At 35.3% G+C, this 24,646-nt stretch carries 20 protein-coding genes and 1 pseudogene; 3 read left to right on the top strand and 18 right to left on the bottom strand.

The genetic code is table 11. From position 1 onward, the window contains the following. Positions 1-649 precede the first annotated feature (649 nt). From CD118_RS04250 to CD118_RS04215, 7 genes are all read right to left on the bottom strand, one after another. The gene (locus tag CD118_RS04250; protein WP_060829570.1) at positions 650-1,711 is read right to left on the bottom strand and encodes an Mrp/NBP35 family ATP-binding protein; all 1,062 of its coding nucleotides are present in this window, start codon (positions 1,709-1,711) and stop codon (positions 650-652) included. A gap of 174 nt (positions 1,712-1,885) precedes the next feature. Then, a complete protein-coding gene (locus tag CD118_RS04245; protein WP_050345332.1) occupies positions 1,886-3,346 on the bottom strand; it encodes an MDR family MFS transporter in 1,461 nt (486 codons plus the stop codon). Positions 3,347-3,443: 97 nt separating this feature from the next. Continuing rightward, positions 3,444-3,914: a SepA family multidrug efflux transporter gene (locus CD118_RS04240; RefSeq protein ID WP_050330319.1), complete on the bottom strand. Its 471-nt coding sequence runs from the start codon at positions 3,912-3,914 to the stop codon at positions 3,444-3,446. A 28-nt stretch (positions 3,915-3,942) separates the two neighbouring features. Beyond that, on the bottom strand, positions 3,943-5,286 hold the full coding sequence (sdrM, locus tag CD118_RS04235; protein ID WP_103356308.1) for a multidrug efflux MFS transporter SdrM: 1,344 nt from the start codon (positions 5,284-5,286) through the stop codon (positions 3,943-3,945). 746 nt (positions 5,287-6,032) lie between these two features. Beyond that, positions 6,033-6,716: a PAQR family membrane homeostasis protein TrhA gene (gene trhA, locus CD118_RS04225; RefSeq protein WP_240621903.1), complete on the bottom strand. Its 684-nt coding sequence runs from the start codon at positions 6,714-6,716 to the stop codon at positions 6,033-6,035. A gap of 19 nt (positions 6,717-6,735) precedes the next feature. Beyond that, the gene (locus CD118_RS04220; protein WP_060829567.1) at positions 6,736-7,929 is read right to left on the bottom strand and encodes a UTP--glucose-1-phosphate uridylyltransferase; all 1,194 of its coding nucleotides are present in this window, start codon (positions 7,927-7,929) and stop codon (positions 6,736-6,738) included. Between the two features lie 87 nt (positions 7,930-8,016). Beyond that, positions 8,017-8,520 carry a metal-dependent hydrolase gene (locus tag CD118_RS04215; RefSeq protein ID WP_050330311.1) on the bottom strand — a complete coding sequence of 168 codons (504 nt, stop codon included), beginning with the start codon at positions 8,518-8,520 and terminating at the stop codon, positions 8,017-8,019. 190 nt (positions 8,521-8,710) lie between these two features. Between CD118_RS04215 and CD118_RS04210 the strand changes: the two genes are divergently transcribed. After that, on the top strand, positions 8,711-8,971 hold the full coding sequence (locus CD118_RS04210; RefSeq protein WP_016426399.1) for a SunI/YnzG family protein: 261 nt from the start codon (positions 8,711-8,713) through the stop codon (positions 8,969-8,971). Between the two features lie 250 nt (positions 8,972-9,221). On the opposite strand, the gene CD118_RS04205 is transcribed toward CD118_RS04210, so the two are convergent. The 7 genes from CD118_RS04205 to CD118_RS04175 all read right to left on the bottom strand — a co-directional run bounded on the left by CD118_RS04205 (position 9,222) and on the right by CD118_RS04175 (position 17,893). Further along, positions 9,222-10,592, bottom strand: a complete 1,371-nt coding sequence (locus CD118_RS04205; RefSeq protein WP_060830500.1) for a YjiH family protein — start codon at positions 10,590-10,592, stop codon at positions 9,222-9,224. Between the two features lie 141 nt (positions 10,593-10,733). After that, complete coding sequence (locus CD118_RS04200) at positions 10,734-11,696, bottom strand: FecCD family ABC transporter permease (protein WP_050330310.1); 963 nt, start codon at positions 11,694-11,696, stop codon at positions 10,734-10,736. Next, positions 11,693-12,718, bottom strand: a complete 1,026-nt coding sequence (locus CD118_RS04195) for a FecCD family ABC transporter permease (RefSeq protein WP_050330309.1) — start codon at positions 12,716-12,718, stop codon at positions 11,693-11,695. Before CD118_RS04195 ends, CD118_RS04200 begins: the two co-directional genes overlap by 4 nt. Positions 12,719-12,817: 99 nt before the next feature. Continuing rightward, complete coding sequence (locus tag CD118_RS04190) at positions 12,818-13,810, bottom strand: ABC transporter substrate-binding protein (protein ID WP_050332112.1); 993 nt, start codon at positions 13,808-13,810, stop codon at positions 12,818-12,820. 71 nt (positions 13,811-13,881) lie between these two features. Then, positions 13,882-14,958: an alanine racemase gene (locus CD118_RS04185; protein WP_103356306.1), complete on the bottom strand. Its 1,077-nt coding sequence runs from the start codon at positions 14,956-14,958 to the stop codon at positions 13,882-13,884. 3 nt (positions 14,959-14,961) lie between these two features. After that, the gene (locus CD118_RS04180) at positions 14,962-16,725 is read right to left on the bottom strand and encodes an IucA/IucC family protein (RefSeq protein ID WP_103356305.1); all 1,764 of its coding nucleotides are present in this window, start codon (positions 16,723-16,725) and stop codon (positions 14,962-14,964) included. Further along, the gene (locus CD118_RS04175) at positions 16,697-17,893 is read right to left on the bottom strand and encodes an MFS transporter (RefSeq protein ID WP_060829563.1); all 1,197 of its coding nucleotides are present in this window, start codon (positions 17,891-17,893) and stop codon (positions 16,697-16,699) included. Before CD118_RS04175 ends, CD118_RS04180 begins: the two co-directional genes overlap by 29 nt. 100 nt (positions 17,894-17,993) lie before the next feature. Here CD118_RS04175 and CD118_RS04170 point away from each other — a divergent pair, with 100 nt between their 5' ends. Both CD118_RS04170 and CD118_RS04165 read left to right on the top strand, forming a co-directional pair. Next, a complete protein-coding gene (locus CD118_RS04170; protein ID WP_060829562.1) occupies positions 17,994-19,964 on the top strand; it encodes an IucA/IucC family protein in 1,971 nt (656 codons plus the stop codon). 394 nt (positions 19,965-20,358) lie between these two features. Continuing rightward, positions 20,359-21,510, top strand: a complete 1,152-nt coding sequence (locus CD118_RS04165) for an MFS transporter (RefSeq protein WP_103356304.1) — start codon at positions 20,359-20,361, stop codon at positions 21,508-21,510. A 102-nt stretch (positions 21,511-21,612) separates the two neighbouring features. Here CD118_RS04165 and CD118_RS04160 read toward each other — a convergent pair whose 3' ends face one another. The 4 genes and pseudogenes from CD118_RS04160 to CD118_RS04145 all read right to left on the bottom strand — a co-directional run bounded on the left by CD118_RS04160 (position 21,613) and on the right by CD118_RS04145 (position 24,608). Then, positions 21,613-22,104, bottom strand: coding sequence for an Asp23/Gls24 family envelope stress response protein (locus CD118_RS04160; protein ID WP_050330300.1), 492 nt, complete (start codon positions 22,102-22,104; stop codon positions 21,613-21,615). A 65-nt stretch (positions 22,105-22,169) separates the two neighbouring features. Beyond that, a complete protein-coding gene (locus CD118_RS04155; RefSeq protein ID WP_050330298.1) occupies positions 22,170-22,415 on the bottom strand; it encodes a DUF2273 domain-containing protein in 246 nt (81 codons plus the stop codon). A 12-nt stretch (positions 22,416-22,427) separates the two neighbouring features. Next, positions 22,428-22,970: an alkaline shock response membrane anchor protein AmaP gene (gene amaP, locus CD118_RS04150; RefSeq protein WP_050330296.1), complete on the bottom strand. Its 543-nt coding sequence runs from the start codon at positions 22,968-22,970 to the stop codon at positions 22,428-22,430. 109 nt (positions 22,971-23,079) lie between these two features. Next, a pseudogene (locus tag CD118_RS04145) lies at positions 23,080-24,608 on the bottom strand (BCCT family transporter). Positions 24,609-24,646: the final 38 nt, after the last annotated feature.

The raw sequence follows: 24,646 nt of genomic DNA, 5'->3' as shown, positions 1-24,646 counted from the left end.
TGATTGTTTAAGTCAATCACTCTTCAAAGTACGTTAAAGTACTCAAATTATCGGAATTAACGTTGACATATTGTCATTCAGTTTTCAATGTTCATTTCGTTCTGTTGTTAACATCATTAACTAAGTTTACTATAAATCAACTTAATTAACAACACTTTTAATATTTTATATTTATTCTCACATATTTGCAATAGTAAATTTTACACCATTCAAATATTTTTGAATAAAATTCTTTTTTTGTCGCTTTTGGCGACTTTTATATCTTATCATCGTCTCAACGATGTGTCAACAATAAATTAATAATTTATTTTATTGTTGAATTAGTGATTTGTTTCGCTCACAAGAATATATTCTATACAGATTGATATAAAAAAGCAAGTCTAAATTTCAATTTTTTAAATTTTATTTTAACAGCCCAAAAACTGCTGATTCTGATGGTATTCTCCCCTTATCAATCACTCTAATACAGATCATACAAATTTCATAAACACGTCTATTAAAGCAGTCAGAATTTAATAAATGGCATTAGATGTTTGGATCGCGCGTGCAATTATCTATTACTTTACGCAATCCTAATCATCCATGCCATTACAGACCATATCATCTGTTTAACTTTTCCCGCTTCATAACATCTATGAAACAACTTTACTTATTTTGTTTTATCAATAATTTTGAGTGCAATGTCTCGATAAATTTGCCCTAAACGATCTTCTGGTTGATAAATGGAAGGTGAGAAATCCACTGGTTTCCATGAAGGTTGTTCTAACGGCAATTGACCAAGTAACTCTGTACTTAATTCATCAGCTAACTTTTGGCCGCCGCCTTGTCCAAACACATATTCTTTATTGCCAGTTTCCTTACTCTCAAAGTAAGACATGTTTTCAATAATACCGAGAATAGAGTGCTCTGTATGTTTAGCCATAGCACCAGCTCTTGCTGCAACAAATGCCGCAGTTGGATGCGGTGTTGTGACAATTATTTCTTTACTAGAAGGTAACATCGTATGTACATCTAATGCGACATCTCCAGTACCCGGTGGTAAATCAAGAATTAAATAGTCTAAATCTCCCCACTTCACCTCTGTGAAAAAGTTCGTAAGCATTTTACCTAACATAGGACCACGCCAAATTACTGGCGCATTTTCTTCTACAAAGAAAGCCATCGAAATCACTTTAACACCGTGACGTTCTACTGGAATAATCGTTTTACCTTCTATGCCCGGCTTTTCATCGATCCCCATCATATCAGGTACACTAAAACCATAAATATCAGCATCAATGAGACCGACACGTTTTCCTTCTCGCGCAAGTGATACAGCCAAATTGACGGCTACGGTTGATTTACCAACGCCCCCTTTACCGGATGCAATCGCAATAAACTCTAGCGGATTGTCTTTTGATAAAAATTCTTCTATTGTCTGTTTTTTTGCTTTTTGATTCCCTTTGTATTTTGCAACCGTTTCTTCTGGCAAGCTTTCAAAACGAATACCAACTGTTTTAGCACCGTTTTCTTTCAACTTCTCAACGATAGCCATTTGCAATTCAAGTTGTGGCTGTCCCCCTAACTGTGCCATCGCAACTTTGACACTAACATGTGCTTTTTCTTCTTTTATAGAAATATCAATGATACCTTGCGTTTCTTTTAAAGGTACATTAATAATTGGGTCTTTAATTTCTCCTACAAGTGCGCTTACCTTTTCTTCTGTTAACACTTCCGACATCTCCTTTTGAATACGCTTTAATCTTAGTTTAACAAAACTCTGTCAACTTTCATAAGGTAAAAAACTATAAAAACTTTATTTTCATACATAAAAAATGAGATAGCTCACTCAGTACTCTAACTCAGTTTGCCATCTCGTTTCATTTTGTGATTCTCATACGCTTACTTATCGATTGGGTTGACGCACATAATTTTGCTTTCTTGCCTTTTTCTCTTTACCACGATCATAAATAAAAAAGCTAATGATGAGGCCTATTAATAGAAATCCAGAAGTCACATAAAAAGCTAAATCTACACCAAAAGCAATGGCTTCTCTATGAATCATTCCTTGTGCTACAGAATGATCCGGATGATACCAGCGCGCTCCTATACTCATAAGGGTCACCATCAAGGCTGTCCCCATAGAACCAGATATTGTCCGTAAAGTATTCATAATCGCTGTTCCGTGGGAAACCATATCATTAGATAACGAATTGATACCTGCCGTATTTAAAGGCATCGTCAATAATGATATAGAAAAGAGTCGGATTGTAAAAATACTAATGACATATAAATAAGAAGTATGCGCTGTCAGTTGCGCCATCATTAAAGTGGTAATCAGTAATAAGATAAAGCCAGGAATGACTAAAACCCTTGCTCCCACTTTATCATAGAGGCGACCATTGACAACAGACATCACACCGTTGATTACAGCACCTGGAAGAACAACTAAACCAGATAATAAAGCAGATAAACCTAATGCATTTTGGATATATACAGGAATTAATAATGCCGGGCCAACCATAGACGTAAATGCGATCATAGATGCAACTGACGTAAGTGTAAAGGTTCTCGATTGAAAGACATGTAAATTAAGAATTGGGTTATCTATTTTTAATTGTCTGTGAATAAAGATACCGACAATCACCAGTCCAGCAATCAAGCTGATGATAACTAGCGGATTATGAAAACCTTGTGTACCTGCGATACTAAAGCCATATAACATCAGACCAAAACCGAATGTAGAGAGTAAGACTGATGTTTTATCGAGTACAACTTCTTTCGTATCACTAAAATTTCGCATTGACAGCCAACCAAAAATAAAGCCAAATGTTGCTACAACGACCACCACCATTAAAGGCGCACGCCAAGTATAATGATCAACGAGAAGCCCTGAAAGTGTAGGTCCTATAGCTGGGGCAAATTGTATCACTAAGCCTGATAATCCCATCGCAAATCCACGCTGGCTTTTAGGAAATAGCGTAAAAAGCGTGAATTGACTTAGTGGCATAATGACTCCAGCACCCATTGCTTGAATGACTCGTGCCAACATAAGTACTAGAAAGGTAGGTGCAAAAACAGCTATCACAGAGCCTAATAGAAAAGTCCCCATCGCTGCAAGATACAAGTAACGCGTAGGGACTCTATCCATTAAATAAGCAGTTAATGGAATCATGATCCCGTTAACAAGCATAAAACCAGTGACTAACCATTGTGATGTACTTTCATCAATGTTTAGCCCTCTCATAATACTAGGAAGTGCGGTATTCAATAGCGTTTGATTCAGTATTGCTATGAATGCACTGGCCAAAATGACGGCGACGATAAAGTTACGTTGTTTTTTATCAATTTGAATACCCTCGTGCATACACTTTCCTCCTTCATAAATCTTTAGCATTGACTTATTTTATGTCTAATCAGTTAGCTTAGCAAAGTATTTGCTTTCATTCCGTTTTCATTCTGTGCTAGTGACGTTTATTCTGATTTAGATCTTCTGAATCAGGATAAAATATCTCTTTACAAATATATAAAAGCGCAATAATCAACATAAGTACCCAATAATCAATGCGTATATATTGATAATGAATATGAATTACAAAGAAAAACATTGTCATAATTATCGAGTACGCTATCAAATGAAATGTAAAGCCTTCTAAGTAAGGATTTGGATATAATTTTTTTCTGAGCCAATCCATTAAATATTCAACACAGTAAATCACAAAATATCCTAAGATGATATAACTACCGTAATAAACTAAATTATCATAAAAGCCTTTGTTGTAAGTAAAAGACCCTAAATGAAAATAAATCAACAAACGACTCAATCCAAACAAACCAAAACCTAATAGTGTTAAAAAGATAGCCCCTGAAATAATAAAAATGGAGAGTATGATCATTAAAGTGACTAAGTTAAATAAATTAAACTTACCTTTCATGCTCAAACCCTCCTTTTTTTATACTATATCACGCTTCTGAAATTGAACGTAAAGTTTTATCTTTTTGCACGAACCATACAAAACCTAGTCCTATCAATACAATCATACAAAATATCATTACATTTTGTATTGAATTATGAAATAGTGTGTGTTGCATCGCATAAATATAACCAATCACTGCTGATCCTACTGAATTCCCCATATTACGTGTCAATGTAAAGAGCGACATCATTTTTTTCATACTCTCAGGTGAAGTTTTTTCTTGAACCATTACGCTATCTTTTGTATACGCTGTACCAAAACTCATTCCTATGAAAATTAAAGCAATCGCAATAATAATCGGATGATATGCACTGATAATAATAAGAATACTTCCTACAACTAAAATACCTATTGCGATTAAATATAAACCTCTAATAGACCGATTTGCTTCGATTTTTTCAAGTGTAAAGTTCACAAGTAGCCAACCAATTGAAAGCGGAAAAATGACCAAACCACTTTGTAGTGGACTTAAATGAAGATGATCTTGTAAATACGATGGTATAAAAACATTAAATCCAATCAGTGCCATAGCAATGAAAAAATCTGTAAAAAAGGCTAAACGCACAGTGGACTTAAATTCCTTAATTGGTAAAAATGAAATTTTAGCTGTCTTGCCTCTACGGATGATGTACCAAAAAACAAGGAGAAATGAACAAAACGCTAAAATATTGATCCATACATGTCCTGAAACTAAGACCGTTATCATTAAAAGCGCTAATAAAATATAGAATAAAACCATACCCATCACATCAACTTGATGATTGGATGTTGTTTCCGCTTCAAAACGATAAGAAGCAAGCACAATCCCCATGACAAGAATCCCAATTGGAATATTGATATAAAATAGCCAATGCCAAGATGAAACTTCTAAAATAAAGCCCCCTAAAAAAGGACCAAGTATACTCGAAATGCCCCAGACACTTCCGACTATCCCCATTACTTTGTATCGAAACGGAATTTCAAAAGCTAACTTAGGTACGATTTGAGCTAAAGACATATTCACACCAGCACCTATTCCTTGTAGTAATCTTGCAAAGATAAGCATCTCAAAGTGTGTGCTCATTCCAGACATAAGACTCCCGATAATAAATAATAATAAGCCAATTATCGTCACATAAATAATTTTAATACGTGACATCAATTCACTTAAAATTGGAATGGCTAATACAATACCTATAAAGTAAACCGTAAATACGAAAGAAATCGGTTGTGTCGCGTTAAGATCATCACGCATAGTTGGCAATGCTAAAGACACAATGGATGTTTCTATAGCTGCCATAAACATAATCAGGACAAGTGAGCAAATAATACTAACTTGTTTTAATTTCATAGTTATCGACCTTTCTTTAATGACAATGTCGACGGATGCGGAAAGCTTGAAAAGTCTTTATCCATCCCAGACATCTACTGAGCCATTGTTTATTTTTAAGTGATTTAATAAATTAAAGTATATCTCATTCATTTTGTTTTAAAAGTACAATTAATCATCAAAGTAAATTGTAAAAATGAAAATCCGCTTTGGATTCAATTTTACCCCCTATTAAGAAGAGGTTAATTGTTAAACCACCACTTCTAAATCACTCTCTACTTCATTACTTTACTTTTTAAAACGTTCTATTAAAACATGTACATTATACACGTTACAAAATGGATACGTATTCGATTCTGCTCAAATAGCGCGATATCTGACCCACGCATCCATCTTCAATTTTAGATAAAGTGATTTAATCAGACACGATGTTCTAATGATTAAAATGATCTATAGTTTCAAAATATGTGTAAACATGTTATAAAAGACTGCCAAAGTCCCCTCAGTTATCAATTGATGATGATAAAGAGCGCCTATAACAGTCTTTTTTATCTGTATTATTTATTTTTTTGATGATAACGATAAATAGAAGCCATAATCATCATTAGGATAACACCTAAAATTAATGACACTACACCAAGGTACGGAGAAGATGTAACTGCTCCATCCCCTAACAAATAATAATAGCCAAAAAACATTTGAAAGAGGATTAATATACTTAGTGCAAACATTAACAATTTATAATTTGATTGCATGCTAACACCTGCCTACATAAAGTATAAAATACCTATAAAGTGAAAGATTGATGCAATAAAGATAAAAATATGCCATATCATGTGAAAATAGGGTCTATTTTTTTGCGCATAAAACCAAGCGCCGATCGTATAAGCTAATCCACCTAACAAAATAAAAATAAAGAAGAGCCACGCGCCCTTATTTATAATAATAGGCAAATAGATGACACCAACCCATCCCATAGTGAGATAGATGATGAGACTTAATTTAGCATTGACTTGAGTGGCAATCGCTTTGTATAAAATGCCCCAAAGCGTCGTCCCCCATAACAAAATCATGATGCTCCAACCAAGCCATCCCCCTACAAGTACTAGTGATACAGGCGTATATGTCCCAGTAATCGCTACGTAAATCATACTATGATCAATGATACGCATGACGTATTTATGAGGCGAAGCTTGTTGCATTGAGTGATAAACAGTAGACGATATAAACATCAAAAATAAACTGATTACAAAAACAGATACACTCACCGACATTAACACGCCGGAATGTGCATAACTATGGACAGCTGCATATGGTAGTGCAATTAACATCAAAAACGCAGCAACGCCATGCGAAACTGTATTCCCTATTTCTTCGCCGAAAGATAAGGGATTCATTTCTTTAAATGTTTCTAAAGTTGTTTTCTTCTTTTTCTTTGTGGCACTCGTCACAGTTGGCATATGGCCACCCCTATTCAATAATATTCATACGTTTAAGGTCCGCTGTCGCAGTTTCTACACTATCTCGACCTTCTTTGTTTTTGAGCGGACTAAATTCTTCCGCTCTAGGCACTTGTAGCGTCATAAATGAAGTTGCATATTGAAAAATATCAAAATAAAAAAGTTCGAATTTTAGCGTTTCTTTTTTTACAACCCCAAAATCTTCATCTAATTGCTCTAAATTTTTAATTGCTAAATGATAAGGTAATGCTTTATCAACAGCGGCTTCGATAAAGGAACGTCTAAAAGCATGAATCCCTATATTCGCGTTTTTAAATTGGTCAGCAATTTCATCTTTATCAAATTCAGAATACTCTAAAACAGTATCTTTCCCATCTTGAACAACTAATCGACCGACACTTTCACCTAACTTAGGTTCGATGGACTTAGATGTTACATCTTTATGATGATGTACGGTAAAGCCTGCAAATACAGAATCTAAAACTTTAACGAGTACATTATCTATGTTATTCATAAAAATATATTCATTACCGCGTTCAGCCATTTGGTCTAATAAACCAGATGCTTTAAGAGATTTAAAAACGCCTCCGTTTCCATTTGGTGTTTCCATAATTAAAGCATCTTTATCAAGAACTAATTGACCATTTTTCGTTAAAGCAACGATATTATCTTGTTTGAAAAAGTATACATGCTCTGGATGATAGCCAAAATAATCATGTTCAAGAAAGAATGCTCTCGTCTCTCCATCGTTGACATCACTAGTCATAATATACCAATCTACAAAACGCCCAGTTTCACTTTTCAATTGCAGTAACTGTCTCGCTTGTAATTCAAACAGGCTGATTCCTTCTATTTGAAATGAACCTTTTGGTCCTTGATAACCTAGACGTGTCCCTTGTCCCCCCGCTAAAAGCAAGACCGCAAATTGTCCTTCACGAATCGCATCGATACCTTTTGATTTGTATAGTTCAATTGTCTCTTCTTGCAATTGAGCTTTGACTTCATAGTTTACCTCTTGAACTGAAGAAACATCTTTAATGGTTTGACGATTAACGTAAACCTGTTCATATAGTGAATGAATTGCCTCTAAGTCTAACGTATCAATTTTTTGGTTAAGTCGTTCTTTTTCATTCGTACTCATCAGTTTTTCATACTCATTCAGATGACCCTGTCCATACTTTTCAAGTTTATTCTTATCTAACATATCAATTATACGCTCCTTTAATAAAGCTGTGATTTGACGCTAAGTTGGTTTGTTTGTATTCTGTGCCTAAAATCAATACAACAACAGTTATAATCCATTTAAAATAAGATGCTTCACACTTGATTCAAATAAGACATATATCGTCACAAGACTGAAAGTTGTTGCCAAAGATAAATCCATCAAACCACCTGTTTTGAAATAAATTGGGAAACGTACTCGAATCGGTATTGGAAAAAATAAATGTACGCCTCTAGGTGTTAACATATCTAATATTATATGTGAAAGCATACCACAAATGATGCTAATCATATAGTAAATCGGTGTTTCTATCATATGTAAGACAAAATATATACTTAAAACAAAAACCAACGAATGGGTTAATGTCCGATGACCAAACAAATGTTTGATAATAAAGCTAAGCAAAGGAAGTTTTTGGCCAATTTTGCTCTTTGTGTGGCAAATATCGGGAAAGATGCTCGCTAAAGCTGATAAAACAATACTTGTAGTCATTTCAAAAATATCAAGTTGATAATGTGTGGCAACTGCTGCACCCACTAAAATACCTGCAGCAGAGTGTGTTTTACCAGTCATGTTCATCACCTCACTATTATGAAAGGATTATAACATAATCTGTTCCCTCATACGAACATATTTTCGCTCTTTCATCGTCTTTTTAATTAGTATGTCATAATTAATCAAAAAGTATCACATAATGGTTGCAAAAACGTTTTCAATAAGATACAATAACTGTACAAAATTTGAAAAAGGATGTGTCAGTGAAATGGCTATGACAGTTAAAAAAAATGAAAATGAAGTCCATATTCAATGGAGAGTTGCAGATATTCGAATTCCGAATGATCAAATTCGTAATGTAACAGAGGATCAAGATATCCACGCAGTTCCTGAAACAGATTCTAAAAGAGTATCACGCATTGGCTCTACTTTTGGTAAAACAAATCGTGTCATCATCGACACTGACGACCAACAATACATTATTTATACATTTAATGATAAAAAAGTATATAACGAAGTCACGAAGTAAACTGAGATTATTTAGGATTCCCAGTTAACTAATTCACAATATAAAGATTCCGGGTCATTAATCCCAAAAATAAAAAGCGCTAAGATGATTTTCTATTAAAAACCATCTTAGCGCTTCCTTTTTATTATAAACTTCGCATGATATGACTCCGGTAATGCATATAATCATTCATTATTGTAATAATAGAAAAATGATATTTCAGCTACACTAGATACGAAGTGAAATTTGATAAAACTTAATGCATAAACAATTAGAAAAATAAATGCGCGATGAGCACGATAATAGGTAACGTAATGATAGTACGAATCAAAAAGATCATAAATAGTTTTCCAATACTTACTGGTATTTTAGACCCTAAAATAACACCACCGACTTCAGATAAATAAATCAATTGACATACACTTAACACACCGACAACAAAACGTGTAAGGTCACTGTGAACGCCCTCGATTAATATTGAAGGTAAGAACATGTCTGCGAACCCAATAATCATTGTTTCAGATGCAGCATGTGCTTCTGGAACATGAAGAAATTCTAAAATTGGAACAAAAGGAATACCTATCCAAGTGAATAGGGGCGTATATGTCGCAAGAATTGTAGCTAATGTCCCAATCGTCATAACTACAGGAATGACCACAAGCCACATATCCATTACCGTTTTAAAAGCGGTCACCATATATAATTTTAATCCAGGTGCTTTATAGCCTGTGATAACAGCATCTTCATAACCTTTTTTAAGTGCTTCTTTATAATCATATTGTTTTTCAGGTCTTTCTTTTGCTGAAACACCATCAACGTAATGGTCCTCTACTGAACGTAACGGCCATATTCGTGGCATAATGAACGCCGCTACTAAACAGGCTATGATCACCGTACTATAAAATAACGCAAAGTGATCAATGAGACCAATTGTTTCAGCAATAACAATAGCAAATGTTAATGAAACGACACTAAACGTTGTTGCAATAACTGTCGCTTCACGGCGTGTATAAAATCCTTGCTCATATTGCTTACTTGTAATCATGACACCCACAGTACCGTCTCCAATGAAAGACGCCAAGTTATCAATTGTAGAACGCCCTGGCAACGTAAACAATGGTCGCATGACAGGTCTAAAAATCGGACCTAAAAATTCAAGGAGCCCGTATTCAAGCAATAATGGCAAAAAGATTGCCGCAAAGAAAAATACCGCAACTAACGTAGGTAACAATCCTGTAAAAATAAGCCCACCTGTATCTTCTGAATAGACCCATGGCAATCCGATTTTTAAAAATGTAATCCATACAAAAATGATTGATAAGAGTCGAATCACCAACCAAGGCCATGTCACGATAAATGCATTTGCTCTAAAACTATCTTTTTTTACTTTTGATTTTAATACGGTGCTATATAATAACGTTAAAATACCAGAAATCGTAATAATCCCAACGATAATCCATGGCATTAAACCCCCAAAAAGTGCTTGAAACTGCTTGGCTAAATAAGCAATCGGTAATGTTGAAGTATGCTTACCATCTTCTACAACAGGTATAGGAATTAAAAATAAAATCACACCCACAATCGAAAGTAAGGTAAACTTTAATTTTCCAATTGTCCACTGTTTCTTAGTATATTTTTCCATAATTAACGCCTTTCTCTTTTTCAAATATGTCCCCCATTAAAATAAAAAACGTCTCCAATAGTTGGTATTTATTATACCGATATTGGAGACGTTATGCAATGTTTATTTGAATATTCATACGTTTAAATGCATATTTTGGCATTACATTTTACGTAAAACATATAAAAAGTATGGTGCACCAATCACAGCAATTAATACACCGACAGGAATATCAATAGGTGGTGCAATGACACGTGCTAACCCATCGCCAATCACCATTAATAAAGCACCTACTAAACCTGACATCGCTATAATATGACCGTGTCTATGTCCTACAATACTTCTTGCTATATGGGGTGCGATTAGTCCAAGAAAACTCAAACCACCCACAACTGAAATCGCAGAACCTGCTAACATAACGGCTGCAAATAGCAAAATCATTTTCGTTCTTTTCACAGGTGTACCTAAGGCAGTCGCAACTTCTTCTCCTAAATGAAGAATGTCTAACTTTTTAGCGTAGAAGAAAATCACCGGTAACGAGACTATCATCCAAGGTAAAATGGTTAATACATGATCCATTGAACGGCCAAAAAGACTTCCCGTTAACCAAACTAATGCAATATTCGCTTCCATTGGGCTTCGAATCAATAAGTATTGAACTAATGCCATTGCGACAGCACCGATGGCCATCCCAATAAGCGCAAGTTGCGAACCTTTAATGCCTTTTAAACTGATTAAAAGCGATAAAATCAAACTAATGACAAGTGCCCCTACAAATGAAGCAAGTGGTAAGACAAATAAAGGTGCAGTTGGAAACACGATAATAACAATAACCGCAGCCAAACTTGCTCCTTTAGTAATCCCAATCACGTCTGGAGATGCAAGTGGGTTTCGAATCACACCCTGAATGACTGCACCTGAAACGGCTAAGGCAAAACCGACTAAAATACCAAGCAACATTCTTGGTACGCGATATTCTGTCAAAATAAATTGCTTGCCCGTCCAAACCTCTTTAAGCACAGTGATTGGCGAAATCCAAACTGCTCCAGCGCTCAAACTTAAAATCGCACACACAATCAGAAGTAGCGTGACAATAACGTAACGTTTTGTATAGTTAATCTTCATCGCGCTTTCACCCCTCTCATTGTGATCCATAAGAAGTACAATGCACCAACAAAGGATGTCACAATACCGACTGGAGATTCAAATGGGAAAGTGATGAGTCGACTGATTACATCCGAAATCAGAAGCAAGTTCGCTCCCATAATCATAGATAATGTAATGATCAAGAAATAATTGCGATTTAGATAGTGCTTCACGATGTGAGGGACAATTAAACCCACAAAGCCAATAGGTCCTGCAATGGATACACTAGCACCTGCAAGAACAATGACGATTAATCCAGATAAAGCACGAATTAATTTCGTATTTTGTCCTAGGCCCGTCGCCAATTGATCTCCTAAATCCATAATCGCCAACTGGCGTGCGAGCAGTAATGCAGCAATTAAACCACTTATAATCCAAGGCAAGATCTGAAATATTTGTGGCCATTTAATCGTATGCAGTGCACCAACAAGCCAAAACATTACTGTCGTCGTCGCATCTTCATTTAATAAAATGATACCTTGCGTCAGACTTGTGAAAAATAAATGAATAGTCATCCCCGCAAGTGCCAGTTTTATCGGTGTCATCCCTTTAGTTGTATCCGCTAAGGTATATACCGCTAAACCACCAATAAAAGCCCCAACAAATGCAAATACTATCGTGTTGCTAGCTAAACTAGGGACTAAAACCGTAATTAATACAACAGTAAATGATGCACCCGCATTAACACCAAAAATTTGAGGTGATGCTAATGGGTTTCTTGTGATTGCTTGCATTAAAACACCTGCTACACCAAGTGCAGCACCAATTATAATACCTGCAATTAATCGCGGCATACGAACACTATGTATTAAAAATGTTTCTTTCGTTGACTTAAGATGAAAGAAATAGTCGATAAGTGATTGAAATGAAATTTTTGATGAACCAATTGCAAGATTTAAATAAATTGCAAAAATAAGAAAGCACACGCTTACGATAAAAGTAAGCGTAGTGCGTCTTCTCTGGTGATGTCCATCATAAATTTTTTGATTGAATTTTGACATATGAAATCACCTTTTATATTGCATTGTAAGGGAAAGGAAAAAGTCGTTCACTTGAACACATGATGATGCATCATCCCTTCCCTTTCATTTAAAAGCAACTTATTTTTTCTCTTTTTCCGAAATTTCTACTAATTCTTTGGCAATTTCTTCAGAAGAAATGAGACCTCTAAACTTAGCCCATGTTTGACGATCTACAACGTGAACGCGATCATTTTTAACAGCATCGATTTCGTTCCATACTGGATCCTTTTTCATTTTAGCTAAGTGCGGATCGTTTTCACCATTAACCATAATAAACATACGTTGTGGGTTAACATCAGAAAGCTGTTCCGAGTTCATATTTAAGTATGGTGCATTTAAATATTCAGGTAATTGATCAGCTACTTCTTTAGTTAAAGCTTCTTTAAAACCTAAGTCATGTAAAAATTGACCTACGTATGATTGGTCAGAATGCGCTAAGAAACCTGATTGAGAAATAACAGCTGGTAAAACTTTTTTACTTTTATCCATTGTAATTTCTTTTTTGTATTTCTCAATTTTTTCTTCATGCTCTTTTAAACGTTGATCTGCTTTGTCTTTTTCTGATAAAGCTTTACCGATTGTTTTAAACGCTTCGATGTTATCTTTATAGTTTGAGTCTAAACTTGGTAATAAAATTGTCGGTGCAATTTTGCTCAATTGTTCATAGTTATTTTTATGTCTGTTACTATCTGCAATAATTAAGTCCGGTTTCAACTCACTAATCACTTCTAAGTTCGGTTGTTTACGTGAACCTACTGATTTATAGTCGCCTACTTTATCACGAATAGGTTCGATGATATTTTTCTTCTTACCATCGTCCGCAATACCTACAGGTTTAACACCTAATGCAACAAGCGCATCAACAAATGAATATTCTAAAGCAACCACTTTTTTAGGTTTTTTATCAATTTTAGTTGTGCCACCCGCATGTTTAATTTCTACACTTTTCCCATTTGATTGTGTGTCATTTTTAGAATCTGACTTGCCAGAATCACTGACATTCCCACATGCTGCAACAAGAAGCATGATTGCCACGATTGCTAAAAACCCCATCCATTTCTTCATCTTCACTGCATTGCCACTCCTTTAATGATGTTGTTTTATTTACATAATTCTATAATAGTTGATAACGATTCTCAATGTCAACTCTGTTTTATAAAATTATTCTTTTTTATTTCTACAAATCCATTAATGAGTTGTTCAATACCTTTATCTTCAATATAATTTTTCGATATATGTGGCATATGCATACTCTGAGCTAAAGATGAATAGTTTAATTGGAAAGTAATTTCATCACCTATTTGATAATAATCCGAGTGACCTAGATCAATCATTAAAGCATCACTTGAGCTTCCAACAATTTTCAAATGGGATTCGATAGGTTGGATACCATCAATGACTGTATCAAGTTGTCCAACATCGACGATAGCCTGCATATAAGCTTGTCGCTTTTCAATATCTAAGCGCGGTTTAATTTCTAAAATCCGTCCACTCAACAAAATTGCATCGTCATACAAGTATGGTAAACGCATGTTGTAGGAAGTCTCATATCCTCTAAATAGCGCCTCACCAATTCTAAGTTCATTAATCCTGCCTAAGTCAGTGTACATCGCTAAAGTCAACAGACTTGAATTACCCCCTGAAATAGAGTTAAAACGCACGCCTGTATCACGTTCAACCGATTCTATAAAATAATTCATATAAACGATATCTTCTTCTGTCGGTTGGATTGGACGAAAACACATAAAATTAAATGCTAAGCCTTTCAGATAAATACCTTTGAGTTTGATAATTTTTTTAACAAGATGCACGACTTCATATGTCAATGCACCTTCTCTGCCGTCTTTCCAATCAACCATTAAATAAATTGCGTGCTTAACCCCTTTTTGGACAGCCATATCATTCAATGCTTGAATCGTTGAAAATTCTGTTTGAATACTCACTTGACTCTTCAAGACCACATCTTCAATCTCATTTGGCAAAGCACCTTTAATCATCATATCTTGTTGCGTCGGTTGTTTTTGATGATGTGTCATCTTGGAAAGTCGAGACTCAGCAAGTGTGCTAAAGCCAATGTCACGTAACATTTCTCGAACCTTGATATCTCCACCTACACACTTCGTTACAGGAATCATTCGAACACCTTGTGCTGAAAGCATGTGTTGTAATGCCATTGCATTATATTTGATTTTACTTAAATTAACATGAAGTTGTGGCATAGGCTACATCTCTCTTTCTAGCGGATTATCAATTTCTATTTGCACATATTGCTTCACTTTTTGTTCCATTCTCATATTTAGTAACGCCTTAACCGTCATTTTCTTACCAAATAATAATCTTTTTAGCGCTTCCGCATGATTTAAATTCGACGTTATTGCATTTTCAATGATTTCACCGGCAACGTTGTAAAGTACCTTCTCATTGATTCCGTGTCGATGATGAAAGTGATGGATTACCGTGCCAAGTTGATTTTGAATGACTGCATGCTGAAATTTAGCAATGACTTCATCTATATTTTCAGTGATTAAACTTTGATTTGATACAGTCAACTCTGGCACCGTCTGTTTTAATGTTTGAGGTTCAATACGAGAACCTCCTAAATCACGCACAATAAATGACAATGCATGTGTATCTTTATCGATTTGTAATACCGTATTTTGTTGATGCGCTTCTAAAGCAATGCCATATTTTTGAATATAGCCGATAAGAGGCGGGATTAATGCCTGCATATATTGTGTCATAAACTGTACGATTGTATCTTGGCTGATTTCTCCGTATACGTATTCAATCAAACTATCGATCACGATTTGACCGTCAACGGGATTGATTTGTGTCAAAGCCGCTGTAACAATCTGTGTATGATTTTGTTTTTTATCCTCTATTGCGTATCTCACAATCATCGCAAATTGGCGTGCAAGATCCGCTTCAACATCTAAATGTGCACCATAAGGCTCAGCAGCAATTGTTAAAGTTGGATAAATGTCCAACATTTCTTGAAGTTGATAACTCAATTTTGGACCATCTACTGTTGTCACTGTTGATACCGTACGGACAGCACTTGTCGCTTGAACATTCATAGGCAATTTAATATGAAACGGATATTTGAGCAATCTCATTGTTCGAAATGACAACGTCGCTTTTGAATCTACAGTAAAAGGGGTTGGGATAACGAGATGTTCAGCAATCCATTGACCAAACTCTTCAGTAATCACATTTTCATATTGCCACGGATGTACAAACATCACCCGATATTCATCTAAAGATGACTGATACATTTGCATCCATTGTCTCAATTGACTTTCCATATCTGGAATAATTTCACTTAATACAAAATCTTCTTGATCTGTCATTGACGTAAATTTTAAAATACTTTGATGGACAAGTACAATTTTTAAAGGAATGACTTTCATAAACTCAGGCGCATACTTTTGAATTTCATCAACAGTAAGTGGTAATTTTGTTTTCGTTAAAGGATGTGAAGGATGGCCGTTCCAAACCATCCCCTCTGTATAACCTAAAGCTGAAAAATCAGAGTCATCATTAATATGGTTTAGCCATTCAATAAAATTAAGTGACTCTGGCATTCGTGAAAATTTCAAAGAATGACGCATCATATTTTGGCGTTGTCTTAGCTGTTGATAACTCAATTCAAGTCCAAGACGACTATGTAATAATTCCTTTACTAACTGTTCATGAAATTCAATACCAAATTTGCCTTCAAGTATTGCTAACAATTCTTCAACCGTTTGAACTTCTATGTCTTCATGATTCACTTTCTCATAAATCGGTCCCTCTAATTCAAATTGAAAAAGCATACTTTTCGCGACACACGCAACATGTAAAATGTGTTGGTGCAACTGAATCACAAGTTTATCTTTTTCGTATTGAACTGCTGTTTGTTCAGGGAATAGCCGCTCTTTGATACATGCAACGAGAATACGATATTGTATATTTTGATCAGCATTTAGATGATGAATGGTTGTCATGGATTGTCTTTCCTCCGTTTATTTTAAGATTCATTGCATACCCCAATATTGCGATAAGTGTCGTTGCCACTCCCATTACTAAAAAAGTAGTTGTAATCCCAATGTGTTCCGTAAAATAACTCAATACCACTGCGCCTAATGGAATCATACCTCTGTCCATCATAACAATACTTAAAATTTTTCCCCTGTTTTCTTCTTCTACATCATTTTGAAAATATATTCGATTTGTTGTACGTGCAAATTGACCAAATAACCCCACACAGAATATAGCGATAAATAAGCCTGTCGTTCCAAATGGGTAGAGTAACATTAAAGCGAGACCGAATAAGACCGAACTCAAGAAATAAAATTTATCTGTCGACACTGTTTTTAAAATATATGGAATAATCAAAGTAGCAAGTATTCCACCTATTGCACTAAAAGTCATTGCCGTGCCGAAGATGGATGCATTTTTAGGAAATAACTCATTGGTCAAAATGGGTAACATAGTAGTATAGGAATACCCCATCGCCATAATTAATAACGATGTCGTAAATATTCTTCGACTCACAACGTTTAATTTAAAGTAGTTCCATGCGATAGGTAAAGAAAATTTGGGTGCCTTGTTTTGTTTTTTTACCATCAATTGTAGTGGTAAACTTAGAGATAATGCTAAAAGGTAGCAAGCCGTTTGGATGACAAATGCAATAGAAATATCCCAAATTGCAATAATAAAGCCCGATATTGCTGGGCCGATGGAGCGACATACATTTAATATAAAAGAATGGTAAGAAACGACTTTTGAGATGGATAACCGTTCAGAGATATCAGGTAGGACTGCTTGTCTGACCGGTGTTTCAATGGCACTCATACATCCACGTAAACATGAATAGATGTATAAAAATGTCATTGGTAATTCACCCATTGTTAAGACAAAAATTGTGAGCGTACCCGTAATAAGGAATGAACTCGTTACTGTCAATTTAATCAAAGTGCTTCGTCGATAACGATCTGCTATGGCGCCCGCCCATAAGCTTAATAAGAATATAGGGGCTAATCGAAAAAAGTTGATTAATGCAAGATCCATCGCATTATGATTTAATTGATAAGCGTACCAGTTAAGTGCAATTTGCCCAATCCAGTTACCCAGAAATAGTAAAAAGGTACTCGAAAAAAACCATTTTGCCAAAATCTTCACCTTCTTTAATTGATAACGGTTCTCATTTCCGATATTATGGATTATACGAATCATCTTACTATTTGTAAAATAAAATGAATGAGGTGTACTCATGAATAAAGAGAGAAATCAGCAAAAAACTGACATTCTTTTGACAAAAGATGAACAAGAATGCTTTCAAACGCTCGTCGAAATCGATTCGAACTGGGCGCAATTATTTAAAGAAAACATATTATCCAGCCGCGATAAAATAACTGCCCGTTTAATGGCATCGATTTATCGTGAAAACTTAGTTGGCGGCTTTGATCATTGTGAAATCAAAGAGGCACAACATTTTCAAAATTGTGCCATTCCTGCTGGCCAATTATTATGCATTCATTTTACATATACTGGACGAACATTATTCGCAAAAATCAAAGGACAACATGCATTCAACCGTATCGACTTAGAAGGCCCTTTTTATTGGTATCATGAAAGTAGCGAAGATGAACGCGTTTTACATCCAAATGAGATTTTGGATGTTATCATTCAAGAAGATACACAATATGACGGAGAAGCGGCAAAACAATTTCGAGATGATTTAGAAAACAGTGCTGCTCATATGGCTTTAGCATTGAGCTATCAAGCGCAGCATTCATTAAATGACTTTCCGACGCTTCTTGATTACATTGAAGCTCAAAATGATCGCTATCTGACTTCAGAGCAACTCGTCATTGAGGGGCATCCCGTTCATCCTGGCGCAAAACTTCGAAAAGGGATGACTGCCAAAGAAACGATATGTTACTCCTCAGAGTATCAGCATGGCATTCCAATGCAATTTATTTTAATACATCGAGATTACGCAAGAACGATGTCTGCGCATTCAAATTATGCTGAGGTCGTTTATGATGCATTTGAAGGATTAAAAGAAGCAGCTCAAAATCAGTTGGAAGGATCATCGCAGTCATTGAATAACTATGTGCCTTTGATTGTACACCCTTGGCAATACGCACATATCATTACTGAAGAATATCAAGATGCTGTAAGTCAACAAATCATTGTTCCTTTGTCGTATCAACAAAACTATTATGCCGGTCTGTCATTCCGTACGTTAATGCCTGAAAAACCTGAGCAGACACCTCATATAAAACTTTCGACGAATGTCCATATTACAGGGGAAATTCGTACATTGTCAGAGCAAACAACACATAATGGTCCTTTAATGACAAATATTTTAACGCATATCGCACACAATGATCCATTATTTAAAGATGTCGCCACACAAGCGGTTCCGGAACTTGCAGGTGCGCATTTTTATAATCCAAATGATAAAAATCCCGCATATCAAGAGCGACGAAGTGAACAATTGGGTACACTTTATCGAGAAAATATATATGATTTGCTCGATGATAATGCACTACCGCTAATTCCATCAAGCTTTGTTGTCAATAAACCTAGCGAACATCGTACATTAGTCATCGAACTTATCGAGCGTTTTGCCGCACATCAAGGACATTCTGTCGACATGTCACAACTGTGTCAAGACTGGTTTTCACCTTATGCACGTGCACTGATTGATTATGTTGTACCTTTACTTGTGAAGTATGGGATTGCATTAGAAGCGCATCTACAGAATACGATTGCAGTGTTCGATGATAGAACAGGTGCATTCCAACAAATGCTTATACGTGATTTCGAAGGTTTGAGAATTGATCAGCATCAACTTTCATCTATGGGCTATGACACATCTGATTTTCACGAGAAATCTAGAATATTAACTGAGAGCCAGACTTCAGTTTTTAATAAAGCTTTTTATTCTACGATTCAAAACCATCTAGGTGAAATCGTCGCAGCCATTGCACATTACTACAAAGATGAACAGTTAGAAAACAAATTGTGGCAAATTGTACAAACACAAATCCAACAGTGCTTTGAGCGAATAAAACAAACGCAAATGAATCAAGATCGAATCAACAGTATTTACCACACATTTTTCAACCCAGTTATTGACTATAAATGTGTGACAACGATGCGCCTCATAGATGAAGCACATCATTACACCTATATTAAAGTAGACAATCCGCTTCACATGACATCAGAATAAATATATGCAATTTTGAGAAACTCGGACATAGCGGCACATTTAATTGACGATTGCGCTATAAATTTTTGGGGATGTATGTCCTCATAACAAGGTCTATATGCCCCCATCCCCTTCCTCTAGGACTAAGCTGAGACTTCAATCTTATAATAAATAGCGCTAAGATGATTTTTAATAGAAAACATCTTAGCGCTATTTATTATAAAACGTTATAAAAATTCGTATTCTACGACTTCATTTATGCGTATAATGACACTTCTCAATGACAAATTTTTATGACTAAAATTATAATCAACTTACTTCTCTCTCATACAGATAAAGGCGTAAGTATTTCTTATTGTAACCAATTGTATTAAAATGAAAAACAGAACTGAATATACGATTAAGGAGTATTGCTATGACTATCATGAGAACCTTAACTTTTATGTTAAGTATTTTCATTGTAGGTATGGTTGAAATGGTCGTCGCGGGAATTATGAATCTTATGAGTACTGATTTAAATATTTCTGAAGCATGGATCGGTCAGCTTGTTACGATTTATGCTTTTACTTTTGCGATTACAGGACCTATTTTAGTCAAACTTACTGAAAAATATTCACCAAAGTATGTATTGTTATATTCAATTGCTTTCTTCGTATTAGGTAATTTGATGATTGCACTATCTCCTAATTTTACGATATTAATTATTGGGCGTATCCTTTCATCTGCCGCTGCTGCCCTAATAGTTGTTAAAATATTAGCCATAACAGTTGTGCTCGCAAAACCTGAAAACCGGGGTAAAATGTTGGGTCTCGTTTATACAGGTTTTAGTGCGGCAAATGTTTTCGGTGTCCCTATTGGAACATTAATTGGTGATTGGATAGGATGGCGCTATACTTTTGGATTAATTATTGTCGCGGGATTACTTGCTGGTCTATTGCTTACGCTCTACTTACCCACACATTTAAAAATGACCTATGCGACGGAAAACACCTATCCAACTCGAATTCGAAGCAAATCAGAAGTGAGCAAATTGTTATCAGTCACTTTTATTATTTTAACAGCAAATTCTGTAGCTTATATTTACATTAACCCATTAATTTTATCTGGTGGTCATGACATTAAATTCGTTTCTTTAGCATTACTGATTATCGGTGTTGCGGGAATGTGTGGCACATCGTTAGGCGGATTTTTTACAGATAAATTCTCATTCAAAACATGGCTCACAGTGAGTGGTTCAGCTTTTGTAGTTGTTATGCTATTATTAAACGCTTTGTGGCAAACGACGATTTTACTTTTAATTGGATTATTTGTTTGGCATATCATTCAATGGAGTACAAACCCTGCTGTACAATCGGGCTTGATTGATCAAGTTGAGGGTGATCATAGTCAAGTGATGAGTTGGAATATGTCAGCTTTAAATGCAGGAATTGGATTTGGCGCCATGCTTGGAGGTTTAATCGTTTCACACATTCACCTCCATGCAACAATCTATTTTGCAGCTGGCATAGGGTTTATAGGTTTTATCATTATTTTATCGCTCAAAGGAAAGCAAGCAATAATGCAATAAAAAGAAGCGGCTGGGACAATAATCTTATCCCAGCCGCTTTTTTTTACGTCAGTTTACCTGATTTTTAATTACATTGAAACCTGTCGCTTCAATGGTTAAACCTTATTGTAAACCTTTGTTTTCGTTTTGGTCTCTATTTTTTTCATTTTTTTGTTGCCATTCTTTACGTGTCATCACATCATCAACTTGCATATTTACTTCTACAACATCTAAGCCAGTGATGTGTTTCACTTGCTCTTTGATTAATTCAGTTACTTTACGGAAAATTTTAGGTGCTGATTCACCGTATTCTAAAATCACTTTAAGATCGATAGCGGCTTGTTTTTCGCCTACTTCAGCAGATACACCTTGTGTTACGTTGTTTCCACCGTTGAATGAACCACTAATGCTATCTACAAAGCCGCCTTTCATGTCTAAGATTCCGCGAACTTCACGTGCAGCAATACCTGCAATTTTTTCAACAACTTCATCAGAGAATGTTAAGCTATTAGAAAATTGTGGTCCTTGATTTTCTTGTGATTGTTGTCTTTCTCTTTCGTTTACACCAGTTTCTTTATTGTAAGTTTCTTTTGCTTTGTTATTTTCTACAGCCATAATTAAAAACTCCTTTATTGTTTATTTTAAATCGAAATATTTTAAATGCTTGTCATTTGCATGTATTAACTTAACCGATTTAGGAAATTCAAGAAATCTTGCGTACGATCTTTAATATACCCTACACCAACTCCGATTAAACATAACACGATGATAAGAACAGTCTTCCAGAAGCCAAGTGTTAAAAACAAGATAGCAATGATGAGGAAAAAGAAGAACCCAATGATTCGCCATTTATAATTTTGCAAAAGTGTTGCAAACTGCTCAACTGCATCTCGTTCACCTTGACCATTTTGGTTTTGGTTAGACATAGGACCCCTCCTTTACACAACGCGTGGACCGTTGTCTCGTTTTTGGTCACGCACATTGACTTTTACTGTTTTAACTTGTAATTCAGAAAAACGTTCAACGCTTTCTTTAATATCTAAGCGTAATTGTTCAACTAACGATTGGACATTCGTCGCTTCTGATGGCACCAGAAAATCCGCTGTGATATCAATGAAACTATTATTTTTCTTATTATATAGTTTTGATACAACATTAGGTTGACGAATGGCATCATATTTCGCAATTGTATCGTAAACCGTATTTTCAATTGATTTACGTGAAATGTAAATATGACCATCATTATAGTCTTTATACAATCCTGGTTTACGATATGTAGGTTTAAATGCTCTAAAGAATAGAATTAAACCGATTAAGATTAAGAACGCTGCTAAACCTATCAGTAATGGATAGAACCAGTTAAACTGATAAAAATAGTCTTGGTAACTTTTGATCGGTTTATAATCGATATACATAAACAATAGAAAACCTACAATTATGACAATCAATAGGCCAAGAATAAAATTTTTGATCCGTGTCATTACGAATGCCACCTCCTATTCAATTTGTTACATCAACTATTTACCCTTAATTTTGTAATAAAAACTAAAATCATGTCATATTGTTCAAAAAAATTTAATATTTTTGTAATTATCTCTTTTGATATTTTGTTATATTTTTCTTTAAACGTGGGTGTTCAGCTGATAATGCTTTAAATAACGCCCATACCATTAAAATGATGACAAATGAGAAAGGTAAAGCAGCAATAATGAGTATGTTTTGAATTGCTTGTGTGCCCCCAGTGAATAACATGATGAGCGCAAACAGAGCTAACATAATGCCCCAAGTGACTTTCACCCAATTTTTAGGATGATTATCACCTTTTGTACTTAACATACCTAAAACATAGGTTGCAGAGTCTGCAGAAGTGACAAAAAATATCATAATGACAACGAGTGTGACAATACTGATCACATAACCGAATGGAAAATGTTCAAGCGTCGCAAAAGTCGCAGTTTCCATAGCTTCTGATGCAATATCTGCTATCCCACGATTCTGTAAATAAATCGCAGAAGCACCAAAGACTGCAAAGAAAATAAAACAAATGAATGACGGAACAAAAAGAACACCTATGATAAATTCTTTAATCGTTCGTCCTCGTGAAACACGTGCAATAAAGATTCCAACAAAAGGCGCCCATGATATCCACCATGCCCAATAAAAAATAGTCCAATTTTGAATCCATTTCGTTCTTGAAGGATTATCAATGGATAAACGTAAACTCATATCAAAAAAGTGAGCGATATAGTTGCCTAGACTATTTGTAAACATATTTAAAATATAAAGCGTTGGCCCTATAATAAAAACAACAAGAAGCACAGCAAAAGCTAAAGACATATTAATATTGCTTAACATTTTTATTCCTTTACTAATGCCTGACCATGTCGACCATGTAAACAAAACCGTTGCGATAACGACAATAATAATTTGTGTTGTAAATGTGGCTGGTATACCAAATAAAAACTTTAATCCTTCGCTAATCTGTAATGCACCAAAACCTAATGTGGCAGCGACACCCGTGACTGTCGCAATAATCGCGAGCACATCCAACATCTGTCCTAGAGGTCCTTGCATACGTTTCGCACCAAATAAAGGTGTTAACGTTGCACTGACTAAACCAGGATACCCTTTATGGAAATTGAAATACGCAAAAGATAATGCGACAATCGCATAGACTGCCCAAGCATGAATGCCCCAATGGAAAAACGAAAACTGCAAACTGTCATTGATTGCTGCCTGTGTTCCAGTTTTATGTATCGGTGAGGCTTTAAATGCATGAGAAATTGGTTCAGCTGTCGTCCAGAAAACTAATCCGATTCCCATGCCAGCACTAAATAACATTGCGAACCAAGATTTTAATGAGAACTCTGGTTCCTCACCTTCTTTACCAAGTGTAATGTGACTGTATCTAGAAAAGAGTAAATAAATGCAAACTAAAAAAATACAAGTACGAGTAATAAATAGTACCAACTAAAATGGTAACCAATCCATTGTGTGATTGCTTGCGTTTGTTGTTCCATTTGTTCTGGGAATATCGCCCCAATTAGAACAAATAAACTACACAATACAACAGCAATCCAAAAAACTAAACTCACCTTTTGATTTTGTTGCTTTAACATATAGACTTTCCCCTTAAACTAATGATTTACAGTCACAT

Source organism: Staphylococcus coagulans, assembly GCF_002901995.1.
Taxonomy (GTDB): domain Bacteria; phylum Bacillota; class Bacilli; order Staphylococcales; family Staphylococcaceae; genus Staphylococcus; species Staphylococcus coagulans.
This window is presented reverse-complemented; position numbering and strand designations above follow the sequence as displayed.